This is a genomic window from Zoogloea sp. LCSB751 (assembly GCF_002028455.1).
GTDB lineage: Bacteria > Pseudomonadota > Gammaproteobacteria > Burkholderiales > Rhodocyclaceae > Zoogloea.
Window position 1 is genome coordinate 152797 of sequence record NZ_MWUM01000011.1, and the last position, 13153, is coordinate 165949.

General features: G+C 67.1%; 13 protein-coding genes and 1 tRNA gene. 9 read left to right on the forward strand and 5 right to left on the reverse strand.

The window, feature by feature from the left end; translation table 11 throughout:
- Positions 1 to 6: 6 nt before the first annotated feature.
- From B4920_RS14265 to B4920_RS14300, 8 genes are all read left to right on the forward strand, one after another.
- On the forward strand, positions 7 to 2769 hold the full coding sequence (locus tag B4920_RS14265; protein WP_139379512.1) for a response regulator: 2763 nt from the start codon (positions 7 to 9) through the stop codon (positions 2767 to 2769).
- Between the two features lie 69 nt (positions 2770 to 2838).
- On the forward strand, positions 2839 to 3960 hold the full coding sequence (locus tag B4920_RS14270) for an HD domain-containing phosphohydrolase (RefSeq protein ID WP_079435367.1): 1122 nt from the start codon (positions 2839 to 2841) through the stop codon (positions 3958 to 3960).
- Between the two features lie 104 nt (positions 3961 to 4064).
- Positions 4065 to 4141 (forward strand) — tRNA-Val (locus tag B4920_RS14275).
- 82 nt (positions 4142 to 4223) lie between these two features.
- Complete coding sequence (locus tag B4920_RS14280; protein WP_079435368.1) at positions 4224 to 6401, forward strand: UvrD-helicase domain-containing protein; 2178 nt, start codon at positions 4224 to 4226, stop codon at positions 6399 to 6401.
- The gene (locus B4920_RS14285; RefSeq protein ID WP_079435369.1) at positions 6392 to 7063 is read left to right on the forward strand and encodes an RluA family pseudouridine synthase; all 672 of its coding nucleotides are present in this window, start codon (positions 6392 to 6394) and stop codon (positions 7061 to 7063) included. The genes B4920_RS14280 and B4920_RS14285 overlap by 10 nt, the downstream gene beginning before the upstream one ends.
- 172 nt (positions 7064 to 7235) lie before the next feature.
- Complete coding sequence (locus B4920_RS14290) at positions 7236 to 8732, forward strand: efflux transporter outer membrane subunit (RefSeq protein WP_079435370.1); 1497 nt, start codon at positions 7236 to 7238, stop codon at positions 8730 to 8732.
- A 64-nt stretch (positions 8733 to 8796) separates the two neighbouring features.
- Entirely contained in the window at positions 8797 to 9912 is a 1116-nt protein-coding gene (locus B4920_RS14295) for an efflux RND transporter periplasmic adaptor subunit (protein WP_161493306.1), read from the forward strand.
- 131 nt (positions 9913 to 10043) lie between these two features.
- Positions 10044 to 10631: a hypothetical protein gene (locus B4920_RS14300; protein ID WP_139379513.1), complete on the forward strand. Its 588-nt coding sequence runs from the start codon at positions 10044 to 10046 to the stop codon at positions 10629 to 10631.
- A gap of 73 nt (positions 10632 to 10704) precedes the next feature.
- On the opposite strand, the gene B4920_RS14305 is transcribed toward B4920_RS14300, so the two are convergent.
- Positions 10705 to 11130, reverse strand: coding sequence for a bacteriohemerythrin (locus tag B4920_RS14305; RefSeq protein WP_161493307.1), 426 nt, complete (start codon positions 11128 to 11130; stop codon positions 10705 to 10707).
- A gap of 129 nt (positions 11131 to 11259) precedes the next feature.
- Positions 11260 to 11598 carry a DUF5710 domain-containing protein gene (locus tag B4920_RS14310; RefSeq protein ID WP_079435374.1) on the reverse strand — a complete coding sequence of 113 codons (339 nt, stop codon included), beginning with the start codon at positions 11596 to 11598 and terminating at the stop codon, positions 11260 to 11262.
- A 214-nt stretch (positions 11599 to 11812) separates the two neighbouring features.
- Here B4920_RS14310 and B4920_RS28825 point away from each other — a divergent pair, with 214 nt between their 5' ends.
- The gene (locus B4920_RS28825; protein ID WP_139379514.1) at positions 11813 to 12067 is read left to right on the forward strand and encodes a hypothetical protein; all 255 of its coding nucleotides are present in this window, start codon (positions 11813 to 11815) and stop codon (positions 12065 to 12067) included.
- Here the strand turns inward: B4920_RS28825 and B4920_RS14315 are convergent.
- From B4920_RS14315 to B4920_RS14325, 3 genes are all read right to left on the reverse strand, one after another.
- Complete coding sequence (locus tag B4920_RS14315; RefSeq protein ID WP_216819877.1) at positions 12056 to 12574, reverse strand: MarR family transcriptional regulator; 519 nt, start codon at positions 12572 to 12574, stop codon at positions 12056 to 12058. The genes B4920_RS28825 and B4920_RS14315 overlap by 12 nt on opposite strands.
- The gene (locus tag B4920_RS30765; RefSeq protein ID WP_256376088.1) at positions 12571 to 12696 is read right to left on the reverse strand and encodes a hypothetical protein; all 126 of its coding nucleotides are present in this window, start codon (positions 12694 to 12696) and stop codon (positions 12571 to 12573) included. The genes B4920_RS14315 and B4920_RS30765 overlap by 4 nt, the downstream gene beginning before the upstream one ends.
- Positions 12697 to 12731: 35 nt before the next feature.
- Positions 12732 to 13153: IS4 family transposase (locus B4920_RS14325; protein ID WP_305847118.1), on the reverse strand; the 422-nt coding region annotated here is incomplete at its 5' end.

Consider the following 13153-nt stretch of genomic DNA (forward strand, 5'->3'; position numbering starts at 1 on the left):
GCCATCGTGAGCCATTCCCTGCGCTGGAAACTCCTGTTGCCGCTGCTGCTCGGCAGTGCGCTGATCCTGGCCGGCCTCAATTTCGTGTGGACGCCGCGTTACCTGGAAGACCAGCGCACCGAGTATCTGGAGGAGGTCAATCACCACCTCGACAGTGTCATCGAAGGCCTGGTTCCGCTGATGCTGGCCAGCCAGCTCGACATCATCACCGAGAACCTGGGCGAGCTGCAGAAGAAGAACCGCGACTGGCACGAGATCCGCCTGATCGATGCGCGTGGTCGACAGATCTACCCACCGATGGTGGGTGCCCCGGCGGCGATCGTCGCCCATCCGGCGATGCAGGTGATCGACAAGGACATCGCCTACCTGGGGGTGCCGGCCGGCCACCTGCGGGTGCAGATCGACCTCAGCCGCTGGCTGGCCAAGCGCCACGCCCAGCACGGCCAGCTGGCCCTGATGCTGGCCGGTTGCGTGGCCCTGCTGGGCCTGGTGTGGAGCGTGATGGTGGAGGGCATCGTACTGCGTCCGCTGCTGCGCCTGTCCCGCGCCGCCAAGGCGCTGGCCCGGCGGCGTGTCGATGTGGCGCTGCCACCGGCGGGGCGCGACGAAGTGGGCGACCTGGTGACCAGTTTCGCGGCGATGCGTGAGGAGTTGCAGGCTTATCACGAGGAGCTGCTCGGCGAGATCGGCGAACGGGAGAAGGTCGAGCAGGCCCTGCGCGAGCATCGTCAGCACCTGGAGGAGCAGGTCGCTGAGCGGACCGTCGAACTGGTCGCCGCCAAGGAAACGGCCGAATCGGCGAGCCGGGCCAAGAGCGTCTTCCTGGCGACCATGAGCCACGAGATCCGCACCCCGATGAATGCCATCGTCGGTCTCACCCACCTGCTACAGCGCCATGTGCACGAGCCGCGGCAGCTGCAGCAGCTGGCCACCATTGCCGACTCCGCCCAGAACCTGCTCGGCATCCTCAACGACATCCTCGACTTCTCGAAGATCGAGGCCGGCAAGATCGAGCTGGAGTCGGCGGACTTCGAGCTGGAGTCGATCTTCGAGAACGCGGCCGCGCTGATCGGCGCCCGTGCGGCGGAAAAGGGCGTGGAGGTGGTCACCCACCTGGACCCGGAGATCCCGCGGGTGCTGCGTGGCGATGCGCTGCGGGTAGCCCAGATCCTGCTGAATTTCGCCAACAACGCGGTCAAGTTCACCGAGCACGGCAGCATCGCGCTGCGGGCCCGTCTGCTGTCCCGACGCGGGGATCTGCTTGGCCTGCGCCTGGAGGTCCAGGACACCGGAGTCGGCGTGCCGCCGGAGCTGCGCCCGCGGCTGTTCCAGGCCTTCGAGCAGGCCAGTAGCGGGACGACCCGCCGCTACGGCGGCAGCGGCCTGGGTCTGGCGATCGTCAAGCGGCTGGCCGTGCTGATGGGCGGCGAGGTCGGTGTCGACAGCACTCCGGGTGAGGGCAGCACGTTCTGGTGCGTGATCCACCTGCAGCGGGGTGACGGCAAGGCCGTCCTGCGGCCGGCCCATTTCGCTGGGGAGCGGGTGCTGGTGGTGGACGATCTGCCCGACGCCCGCGAGATGCTGCAGGTGATGCTCGAGAGCCTCGGCCTGCAGGTCGATACGGCGGCCTCGGGACCCGAGGCGCTGGCGCTGATCGCCGCCGCCGACGGCGCCGAAGTGCCCTACCGGGTGGTATTGCTGGACTGGCGCATGCCCGACATGGACGGCTACGAGGTGGCCGCGCACATCCGCCGCATGACGCTGGGCGCGCCGCTGCTGATCCTGATGGTCACCGCCTACGGGGCCGAACTGCCGCCGGACGGGGCCGCGGCGGTGCATTTCGACGGGGTGCTCGCCAAGCCCGTGCAGCGCCTGCAGCTGACCGAGGCCCTGGCGCGGGCCCTGTCGGCCGGTGCCAGCGTGGTGGGCGGCACCCAGGATTCGGGCGTGGCGGGCTTCGATGCCGCCAAGGCTGGGGCGCACATCCTGCTGGTGGAGGACAACGTGGTGAACCAGCAGGTGGCGCGGGATCTGCTGGAGGAGGTCGGCTTGCAGGTCGAGGTGGCCGACAACGGTGCGCTGGCCGTCGAGCGCATGGCCGGCGGAGCCCATTTCGACCTGATCCTGATGGACATCCAGATGCCGGTGATGGACGGGCTGGAAGCCGCCCGGCGTATCCGCCAGCTGGAGGCCGGGCGCAGCCTGCCGATCCTGGCGATGACTGCCAACGCCTTTGCGGAGGACCGGGAGCAATGCCTCGCTGCCGGCATGAACGGCCATGTGCCCAAACCGGTGGAGCCGGACCGGCTATACCAGATCCTGTCCACCTGGCTGCCCCTTGCCGGGCAGGCCCCTTCCGCGCCGGCTCCCAGTGCCCCGCCGTCCGCCGGAGCGGAAGACGATGCGGACGAAGCCGGATTCGCCAGGCTGGAGGCCCGTTACCAGGCCAAGCCGGCCTTCGTCGCCAAGCTGCTCGGCACCGTGCTGCAGGAGTTGCCCGGCGATGCGGAACGGCTGCGCCGGGGCGTCGATGCCCGGGATCTTGCCGCCTTGACCAAGGCCGCCCACGGCCTGAAAGGCATGGCTGGAAGCATCCTGCAGGACACCCTCGTCAAGCAGGCCCGCAGCACCGAGCTGTCGGCCCGCGACGGCAATCCGGAAGCCCTGGTGCTGGCCCTGGCCCTGGCCGAACACCTGGACCGGTTATCCGTCACGATCACCGCGCATCTGGCGCGCCGGCGCGTCGAAACCGCCCCGCCGCAAGGCTGACGCAGCCCGCGCCGGGCGTATACTGAAACCAAAAAAACCGAACGATCCCGTGCCTCGTGAGAATCGGTGATGCCCTACAAGCGCCACATCCTGATCGCCGATGACCAGCCTGCCATCCTGCTGGTGCTCGAAGAAATGCTCGAGGAGCGCTTCGAGGTGCACGCCTTCGCCGACGGCCGTAGCCTGCTCGATTACGTGAAGACCGGCGGTCGGGCCGACCTGGTGCTGACCGACGTGATGATGCCCGAGGTGGATGGCTTCGAAGTGTGCCGCCAGCTGAAGGCCGACGCGGCCACCCGCGACATTCCGATCCTGTTCCTGTCCAGCCTGGAGAGCGACACCGACGAGGCCTACGGCCTGTCCCTCGGCGCCGAGGACTTCATCCACAAGCCCTTCTCGCCACCGGTGGTGCTGGCGCGGGTGCGCAACCACCTGGCCCTGGCGGATGCCAGCCGGCAACTGCTGCGGCGCAACGAGGAGCTGGAGGAACTGGTCGCCGAACGGACCCGCGAGGTGGTGCGCCGCGGCCAGCAGCTGATCAACGCCCAGGACGCGATCATCACTGCGTTGTGCACCCTGGCCGAAGTGCGCGACAACGAAACCGGCAACCACATTCTGCGTACCCAGGCCTACGTTGGCGTGCTGGCGCGGGCGCTGCAGGGCCACCCTGACTTCGCCCCCTTCCTCGACGACGAGGCGATCGCGCTGATTACCAAGTCGGCAGCCCTGCACGATGTGGGCAAGGTGGCGATCCCCGACGCGGTACTGCTCAAGCCCGGGCGCCTCGACGCCGAGGAGCGCCTGATCATCCAGAGCCACTGCGCCTACGGGCGCGACGCCATCGCCAAGGCGATCGCCGGGGCTACCGCCGACAACCGTTCCTACCTCGACTACGCGCTGGAGATCGCCTACAGCCACCACGAACGCTGGGACGGCGAGGGCTATCCGCAGGGCCTCAGGGGGGCCGAGATTCCCATGTCGGCACGCCTGATGGCGGTTGCCGACGTGTATGACGCACTGATCTCCCGGCGGGTTTACAAGCCCGCCATCCCTCATTCGAAGGTCGTTGCGATCATCGCCGAGGAGCGTGGCAGGCAGTTCGACCCGGACATGGTGGATGCCTTCCTGCGGGTCGCCGACCAGTTCGAGCAGATCGCCGTGCAGCACCGGGATGCGGGCGCTGTGCGCTGAGTGCCCTGCGGGGGCTTGCAAAGCGGCGCCGGGCGGCTATAATGCGCGCCCTTCCCCAGTGCAAAGCCATCCGCGCCACGCACAGGCAGTCATTGCCCGGGTATGCGTCCTTAGCTCAGTTGGTTAGAGCGCCACGTTGACATCGTGGAGGTCGGCGGTTCGACTCCGTCAGGACGCACCACTCCTTCTCTGCGCTTCCCCCCGAACACGCGTCCCGCTACAGTCCGGTTCCGTCTCCGCCACGGCCCTGCCGACGATCCGCCATGACCCGTACTTCGACTTCGCCGAGCCCGCCTTCCGCGCCCCAGTTCGTCCCCGTCGGCATTGTGCCCACCGCTGAACAGCGCGACATCCAGACCTGCCGCGCGCGCTACGTGATCGCCATGGCCAACGCCGGGGCGGCCAAGACCACCACGCTGGCCTTGCGCATCGCCGAGTCGATCACCCGCGGCGTGTGGCCGGAGAGCATCCTGGCCCTCACGTTCTCCGCCGAGGCTGCACGGGTGCTGCAGGCCCGCCTGGTGGACATCGGCGTGGACGAGCGCAGTGCGCGGCGCGTCAAATGCCTGAGCTTCGACGCGTTCGCCCGCCAGGTGCTGCTCCATGCCGAAGGGGCGGAGGCGCCGTGGCTCGACACACCGGAAGCCCTGGCGCCCCAGGTGCGCATCGCGGCCGCGCGCCTGCAGGCTGAAAACGCGGCGAGGCGCCACCCGCGGGAGCTGTGGCTGCCCGAACACAACGAGCCGATCTTCGAGTTCCTCGAGCTGTCGCGTCGCCTCAAGGCGCGCCTGGTGCCGCCCGGCGGCGACGACGAGGAGAGCGTCGAGGACTGTGCCGAGCGCTTCGACGTCCCGCTTGCCGCCTTCTTGCTGCACGGCGCGCTGGAGGCGCTGCGCTCGGGCCTTGAGGATGTACCGCGCTGGCGCGCCGAATTCGACGCGACCTACGACCTGGCACGCCGGCTGGGCGACTCCGACCGTCCCATCGAGCTGCCGGCCTACCGCATCGTGGTGGTGGACGAACTTCAGGACATGAATCCGGCCAGCTACGCGGTGCTGGAAGCCTTGCTGATGCGCGGCAAGGCTTTTTTCACCGGCGCTGGCGACTTCGACCAGGTGATCCACCGCTGGGCCGGCGCCGGCACGGATTTCCTGCATACCCGTTTCGGCCAGGGCTGGCCCGGCGTCGTGCGCCTGCCGCTGACCCGCAGCTACCGTTACGGCCCGCCGCTGGCGGCGGCCACTGCCGCGCTGAAGAACAAGGCTGTGGATTCCGGGCGCGAGCACGAGACGGTGCTGCGCGTGTCGTCCTGTGCCGATCACCGGGCCGTCGCCGCGCAGGTGGCGACAGACCTGGCCGACTGGAAGAAGCAGGGCGGCCGACTGGCGGCGTGCGCGATCATCCTGCGCGCGCCCTACCAGTCGATTTCGATCGAGAGCGCGCTGCTGGAGGCCGGCATCGGCTGGCGCATGGAGGGGCTGGCGAGCTATCTGCTGCGCTCCGAGGTGCTGATGCTGCGCGGCGTCATCGCCTTCGCGCTGCAGGACTACGACTCCATCCCCGGTGTCGACAAGCGCCTGCAGGTGCTGCAGGCCTTGCTGCAATGGCAGCAGTTCGAATGGGGCGCCGAGCGTCTCGACGATGCGGCGCTGAAGACCGCCGCCGCCCAGCCCTCGCTGTTCGAGGCCTTCCTCGACGGCACGCTGCTCAAGCCCCAGACCCGCGCCGACAAGCGCGCCGCCGGCCAGTCCGGCGAGGCGCAGTTGCAGGAGGAGTTCCGCTTCCTCGACAAGCTGAAGGCCTTGCGCCAGAGCGGCCAGCACCACGAGGCCAACGCGCTGCAGCGCGTCCGCGACGCGGAGGCGGCGACTGTCGACGAAAGCCCCGCCCAGCGCAGCGCCCGCGAGCGCCTCGCCCATACCCTCGCCGCGCTGCGTGCTGCGCCGCCGGACACCCCCGCCGCCACGCTGATCGAACAGGCGGTGGCGCTGCTCGATCTGAAGGGCGTGGCCCGGCGGCTGTTCCTGGCCCCCGCCACGGCGGCGCTGGTGGCCCGCTCCATCGACGGTTTCATCGACGTGGCCCGCCGCCAGGATCTGCCGCTGCGCGAGTTCTCCCACTGGCTGCGCCAGGCGGAGAGCAAGGCCGAGCGCCTGCGCAAGTCCGACACGGTGCTGTTGTGTTCCGTCGAGGCGGCCAAGGGCCAGGAGTTCGAGGCCGTGCTGCTGCCTTTTCTGGAGGAAGGCGCCTTTCCGCTTGCCGGCAGCGATCCGCTGGAGGAGAGCAATCGCTTCTATGTGGCGGCCACCCGGGCGCGGAACGAATTGCGGCTCTACGTGCCCGCGGCTGTCGAGCAGATCAGCCGCTACGTGAAGGCGATGCGCATCGACAAGGCGGTGTTGCGCGGCCGCCACCAACTGGCTGGCAGCCAATGGAGCTGAGAGATACGGACCTGGCGGTGCCGCCGCCGGGGGTCGTCATCGTCTACGTGGATGAGGCGCTGATCGTCGCCGACAAGCCGTCGGGCCTGCTCTCCATGCCGGCCCGCGGCGAAGACCGGCAGGATTGCCTGGTGGCCCGCGTGCAAGCGCAGTTCGCCGATGCGCTGCCGGTGCACCGCCTCGACATGGCGACCTCCGGTCTGATCCTGCTGGCCCGTGGTGCCGAGATGCAGCGGCGCATGAACCTCGCCTTCGAGCAGCGCATCGTCGGCAAACGCTACGAAGCGCTGGTGCATGGAGACCTCGGGCCGGACGCCGGCGAGATCGACCTGCCGCTGGCCGCCGACCCGCAGCGCAATCCGCATCAGATCGTCGATCTGCAGCGCGGCCGTCGCGCGCTGACCCGCTATCGGGTCGTCGAACGCCGCGGTGCCGGGCCGGACGCCGTCACCCGCGTCGAACTGAAACCGGTCACGGGGCGGACCCACCAGTTGCGCGTGCATCTCCAGTCCCTTGGCCACCCCATCCTCGGCGACCCCCTCTACGCCCCGCCGGCCAGCGCCGTCCGCCACCGCCGCCTGCATCTCCACGCCGCCGCCATCACGCTGATCCACCCGCAACGGCGCGTGCCGTTGGGCTTCGAGAGCGCAGTACCGTTCTGATCGGGATTGGAACCCATTCCGCGCTGGCCAGTCCGACACATGCTGTTTCAAAAGTTCACTTGAAGCAGGGAGGGGGGGCTAGCACTCTCGCCGGTCTGGCGTGGAGGCGTTTCCCGTACATGTGCGAGCGGGCAGGGCGCCCGGCGCCGTCGGAAGGTACAAGTTCAAGAACATGTTGTTTCAAGCCCTGAAGGACATTCGCTGGACATCGCTGGCGTGGCTGTGCGTGCTGGGCGGATGTGCGGCGGTGGGGCCCAACTACACCTCTCCCGCGTTGTCGTCGGCCGACGTGCCGGGCAAATGGACGTCCCGCTCGGACGTGCCGGCGCCCGCTTCCGTCAAGGGCGCCGGGGTGAAGGAGACGCCGGTCACCTGGTGGGCGGAGCTGTCCGATCCGGTGCTCGACCACATGGTGGAGCGGGCCTTTGCGAGCAGCCCGACGCTGGAGGCGGCGATGGCCAAGCTCAACCAGTCACGCTCCCTGACTGGCCAGGCCAATGCGGCAGCCTCGCCGACGGTGGATGGCGCGGGGAGTGTGCAGCGCGCGTCCGGCAGCTCGGGGAGCAAGGGTTTCACCGAGTCCTGGCTGTCGATGAATTCTTCCTGGGAGATCGACCTGTTCGGTGCCGTGCGCCGTGGCCGGGAAGGAGCACTGGCGCGGGAGGCCGCGCAGGCGGCGACGCTGGCCGATGCGCGGGTGAGCCTTGCGGCGGATGTGGCCGACGCCTACCTGAGCTACCGGGCCTGCCAGTCCTATGCGGCGCTCAGCGAGCAGGACGTGAGCTCGCGGGAGGCCACCGCACGGCTGACCGAGGCCAGCGTGAAGGAAGGTTTCACCGCGCCCTACCAGGCCATACGCAGCACGGCGTCGGTGGCCGAGGCGCGTACCCAGCTGGCGGCGACGCGGGCCCAGTGCGAGCGCCTGGAGAACCAGCTGACGCGCCTGACCGGCATTCCGCGGCCGGAGCTGATGCTGGCGATGGCGGACAAGCCGACCGGGCTGGAGCGCCTGCCGGTGCCCAAGCATTTCGACATTTCGATTCCCCGCGACGCACTGATGCAGCGGCCGGACGTCCGCTCCGCCGAGCGCAGCCTGGCCGCTGCATCGGCGGACATCGGCCTGGCAGAGGCCGACCGTTACCCACGCATCACCCTCAATGGGGACTTCGGCTTCACGGCGACCAACAGTAGTGGCCGCAGCGGTACCGTGTCCTTCGGGTCGTGGTCCTTCGGGCCGTCGGTGAGCCTGCCGATCTTCGACGGCGGGCGCCGCAAGGCGGCGGTGGAGCTGGCCAAATCCCGCTACGACGAGGCGCTGGCCGACTACAAGGCCAGAATCCGCCAGGCCATCCAGGAGATGGAAGACGCCCTTACCCGGTATGCGGCGGCCCATGAAAGGGCGGAGAATGCACGTATCTCCGGCAGCGAGTACCAGCGTTTCTTCGAGTCCGTCGAAGTCCGCTTCCGCGAGGGGGCCAGCAATTTGCTGGAGCTCGAGGACGCCCGGCGCTCCATGCTCAATGCCCAGCAAACTTATCTGAGCGTCCAGCAGGAACGCCTGCAGGCGTGGATCGCGTTGAACCGGGCGACCGGAGGCGGGGCGCAATACGCGTCCGACGCCGACCCGGCCCCGCGTGCCGTGGCGGCGGATGCGTCCACACCGAATTGAGGTTTCAATCTTGTTTTCCGTAAATCGACCCTTCTTCAAAAAATGCACCGTTTCGGCGCTGGCCATGGCTACGCCGCTGGCCTTGCTGCTTGGCTCCGCGTCGTTCTCGAGCGCGGAGCAGGGGACTGTGGTCCCCGCGGTGACCCCGCCGGTCAAGCCCGCGGCGGCCGTCGTAGTGCCTCCACCGCCGCCGGCACCACGTTCGGTGTCCTGGCTGCATCCCAGATCCGCCGTGTGGCCTGATTTGATCCGCGCCAGCGGCAACGTGATGCCGTGGCAGGAGACGCGCATCGGCTCCGAAGTGGGCGGGCTGCGTCTGTCCAGTGTGCTGGTGACCGTCGGCGATCAGGTCAAGAAGGGGCAGGTGCTGGCCCGTCTGGATGCGGCCACGGTGGAGACCGACATCGACGCGGCGAAGGCCCAAGTGGCCGAGGCCGAGGCGACCCTGGCCCAAGCGACTGCCACGCTGGAGCGCGGTAAGCGCCTGGCTCCGTCGGGTGGCGTCAGCCAGCAGGAGCTGACCCTGTACGAAACCCAGAAACACACTGCAGAAGCCCGCGTGAATGCCGCTCGGGCGCAGGAGAAGCGACAGCAGCTGCGCCTGCAGTATGCGACGCTGGTCGCCCCGGACGACGGCCTGATCTCGGCCAGCTTTGCCGCGGAAGGCACCATCGTGCAGGCCGGTAGCGAGCTGTTCCGCCTGATCCGCCAGGGGCGTCTGGAGTGGCGCGCCGAAGTGAAGGGCGAACTGCTCGGCAAGCTGGCGCGGGGGCAGGATGTCACCGTCGAAAGTCCTCTCGGACCCGACGTGAAGGGCCGCATCCGCCTGGTGTCCCCCACCATCGATCTGGCGAGTCGCAACGGTCTGGTCTATGTGGACCTGCCGGTGGACACCGACCTCAAGGCGGGCCTGAACGTTTCCGGCAGCATCCTGCTGGGCCGGCGCAAGGTTCTCGCCGTGCCGGTCGCCGCCGTGTTGCGACAGAAGGGCAGTGCACGGGTGCTGGTCGTCGATGCGGACAACAGGATCCAGTCCATCGATGTCAGCCTTGGGCGGACCAAGGACGACTGGGTCGAGATCACGGCCGGTGTCGATGAGCACAGCCGGGTGGTGTCCAGGCCGCAGGGCGAACTCCACGTCGGCGACGTGGTCAAGCCGGTGTCCGATGATCAGGCTTAGAATCGCAACTTCGAAACCACTCTTCCGGCGTTTGCCCGTGTTCCGCTCGGGAATGGACGCCGACTTCGCGCCGCAAGGATGAGCCTCAGGCAGCCCCGGTGGCGCGCACCTAACGATTGCACAAGAAGTCCATGCTTTATCGTCATATCCTTCCGGGCCTGGCGCTGGCCGTTTCCTTCGGCGCCCAGGCTGCCCAGCATGAAACCGCGCATCACGCGGCTCCCCCAGCCAAGAGTGCCCCGGCCACCAAGACCGCCAAGGCTGCATCGAAGAGGACGGCCGTGAAGCCCGCCCCCCACAGGGACAAGGCTGCTCCGCCCGTTGCCAGGAAGGTTGCCGCGGTACCCGCTCCGGCGATTCCACCGGAAGTCGTCCGGCGGATGACCGAGCTCGAGAATTCGAACCGCCAGCTGGAAAGCCGGGTCGAGGAATTGGGCCGTCAGCTCGGCGGCCTGAATCAGGCCCATGCCGAGCTGAAAAAGGCTCATGCCGCACCGGCTGCGTCGGTGGCTCAGCCGGCCTCGCCGGTGCCGATCATCGGCACGTTGGTGGCCAGCGTCTTCGGTGGCTTGTTCGGCTTTTTCGGTGCGCGCCTGGGGCGGGGCATGAAGCCCTCGGCGGAGCCGAAAACCGCCGCCAGGAAGCCCGTGCCGTCCAAGGCCCAGGTTGCCGCGCGCATGGAGCCGAACGGCGAGCGTATCGAGCCGGTGCTGATGTAAGTTCTCGTGGTGCCCCAGCGGGCCCGCCGTCCTGATGCCTGGCGCTTACTCCACGTGGGAGGAAACGCCGCCGCTATTGCTGCCGGGCCGCATCGCTGCTGCGCTTCCGCTCCTGCATGTACTGGCAGCACGCGGCGTCCGATACCAGCAGGTGATGTGTGGTCCAGTCTTCCATGACGCTCAACAGCCCGCTGCGGTCGAGGTTCCCCGCCATGGCTTTCATCAGCAGATCGAGGATCCGCTCGTTGAACGCGGCATGTTCTTTCTTGTGCTCCTTGAGCGTCGGGCAGGCGTTCAGGCGGAGCAGGGCCTCCTCGGTCTGAAAGTGCCTTGCTGCCAGCGTGGTCAGGTTGTTCAGCAGCGCATGAAACTCGCTGGAGTTACCGCCACGGCTATCGTCGAAGCAACTCATGGCCTCCCGGGCGAGGGTCAGTATCTCCTGATGCTGCTGGTCGATGATCCTGTTCCCGGTGATCAATCCAGGTCTGACGATCTCCATTTCGCTTGTCTCCTCTTTTGTCTTGGTATGTCTGATTTTTCCCTGTGAGGATACATGGATGCAAATCCATGGGCTCATGGATTTGCATCAAAAATGGACAGTCTGGGGCATTAAAAGGCTGCGGACTGTTCAGCCGGCACGGGCTCCGTCGTTTCGCCAGTCCGTCGCCACGATGATGGCCTGGCACTTGGCACAGCCTTCCCACGGCAGGCAGTCGCAGCTGAGTTCGAAGTAGAGCGCCCCGACCTTGACCAGTGACGCGGCCGTTACCGGTTTGCTCTGGCCCCCTGACGTTCCTCCGCTTACCGGGGCTGCCGCTTCTGTTCCCGCGGAGGGGTGCCAGCGGGCGAAGGCGCTCAGGTCGGTGACGTTCAAAACGTACCACACGCGCCGCGCAGGGTCCCAGCGTGCACCCAGGCGCTTGGCCTCGTCTTTTTCGGCAAACGGTACTTTAAGGTTGGTGCGCATCGTGTTTTCTGCTTTCTGCTTCGGTGACGGCTGCGCGACTTGGACCGACCGAATCTGATTCGCTTCCGGCCCTGAACGTCTGGCGTCGCCAATTTTGTGTTGTTTTCTGAGTGTGAGGCATCCCGGTCAGGATCCGACGAGTGGCATCCCTACACGCTTCCGTCCCTGACGATCCGTAATTGCGTTCCCCTCGACATGCGCTCTGGAAACGGGAATGGCGCATCAATCATATTCCATTTCATCTCGCGCACGTCCTGCCGCCCTGACCGCGCTGACGGGAAATCTGCGCGATGGTTACGTGGCTCATCTGCATGCCATCCTGTCTGCCGATTGCCACGTCTTGCACAGAAAAAAGGCCACTCCATGCGGAGTGGCCTTTTTGTTTGAATCCGATGTGGAGCGGGCGATGGGGATCGAAAACGTCGAGCGGCGACTATCGGGTGGCTCCGTCATGCATTCAAGGCCCTGAAAATAAAACAACTTCTTTGATCGGCGAACGCGCATCTCTTCCCGCGGGGCCCCCGTATCGGGATCTGATTGGACCGGCTTTGACTGAGCGCTGACCAGAACGTGACCAGACGGTCCGGCTTGGTATGCCCGTCAGGCGACCTCCGCCATCAGGCTGATGCGCTGCGCAGTGGCCCGAACTTCCTTCATCCGGCCGTGACCTGGCAGGATCTTCTCCGAGACCCGTCACCAGACCCGCCCGCGCCAGCTCATCCACATCCCGCTTGACCGCGCTGCGGTCCCGGTGAAGGCGCTCCGAGATCTGGGTGATCGAGCCGGGCATCTCCTTGATCGCGCGGAATAGGGCCAGCCGCGCAGTGGTGATCAGCTTCACCACATCCGCCGGGTTCTCGAAACCAATCGCGCTCTCGCTGGGTAGCGCCTCACCGCGATCCGCTGCGCGTGCCAGTTGGCGGCCCCGCTGGAAGAAATCGTCTTCGATAGCCGTTTTGATCGTCAGCTTGCTCATTTGCAATCCCTCAAGATGATCCGGTCCTGCTCGAAGCGCTCTTCGAAGCTCACGAAGTCCACAAGTTCCACCACGCCGAAGTAATGGCGGTGGTGGCCGCCATGGGCGTTGTCGTAACCCACGACGCGTCCGTTATTCCCATCCCCTTACACACAATTCACCCCTGATCCATTTTCCTTGCCTGGCGCATGCCTTCGACAAAGACGGCCAGCTGCTGGAGACCGAGCCAGATTGTCTTGGCGCCGGGCTCACCATCATGTCGGCGGGCCAGGAAGCCTCCACGCTGGGCGATCAGGCGCAAGACGGTGTTCAGCGCGGGCACGGCTGTCGGGATGGGCTTCTTGTTCAGGATAAAGGCGGCCCGCCACTCATCGGCTTCGAACGCCATGTCGGCGGGTAAATCGGGCAGGCTCCGACCCAGGCGCATCAGGCGGTTGATCCGCCAGGCGATCACCATGTAAAGCGCCAGCGCACTTTGCAGGCGACGCGTGTCGGCCAGTTGCAGGCGCTCGACCCGGCAGCCTTCCTTGAGCACCAGGAAGAACAGTTCGATCTCCCAGCGGGCGCGATACCAGTCGA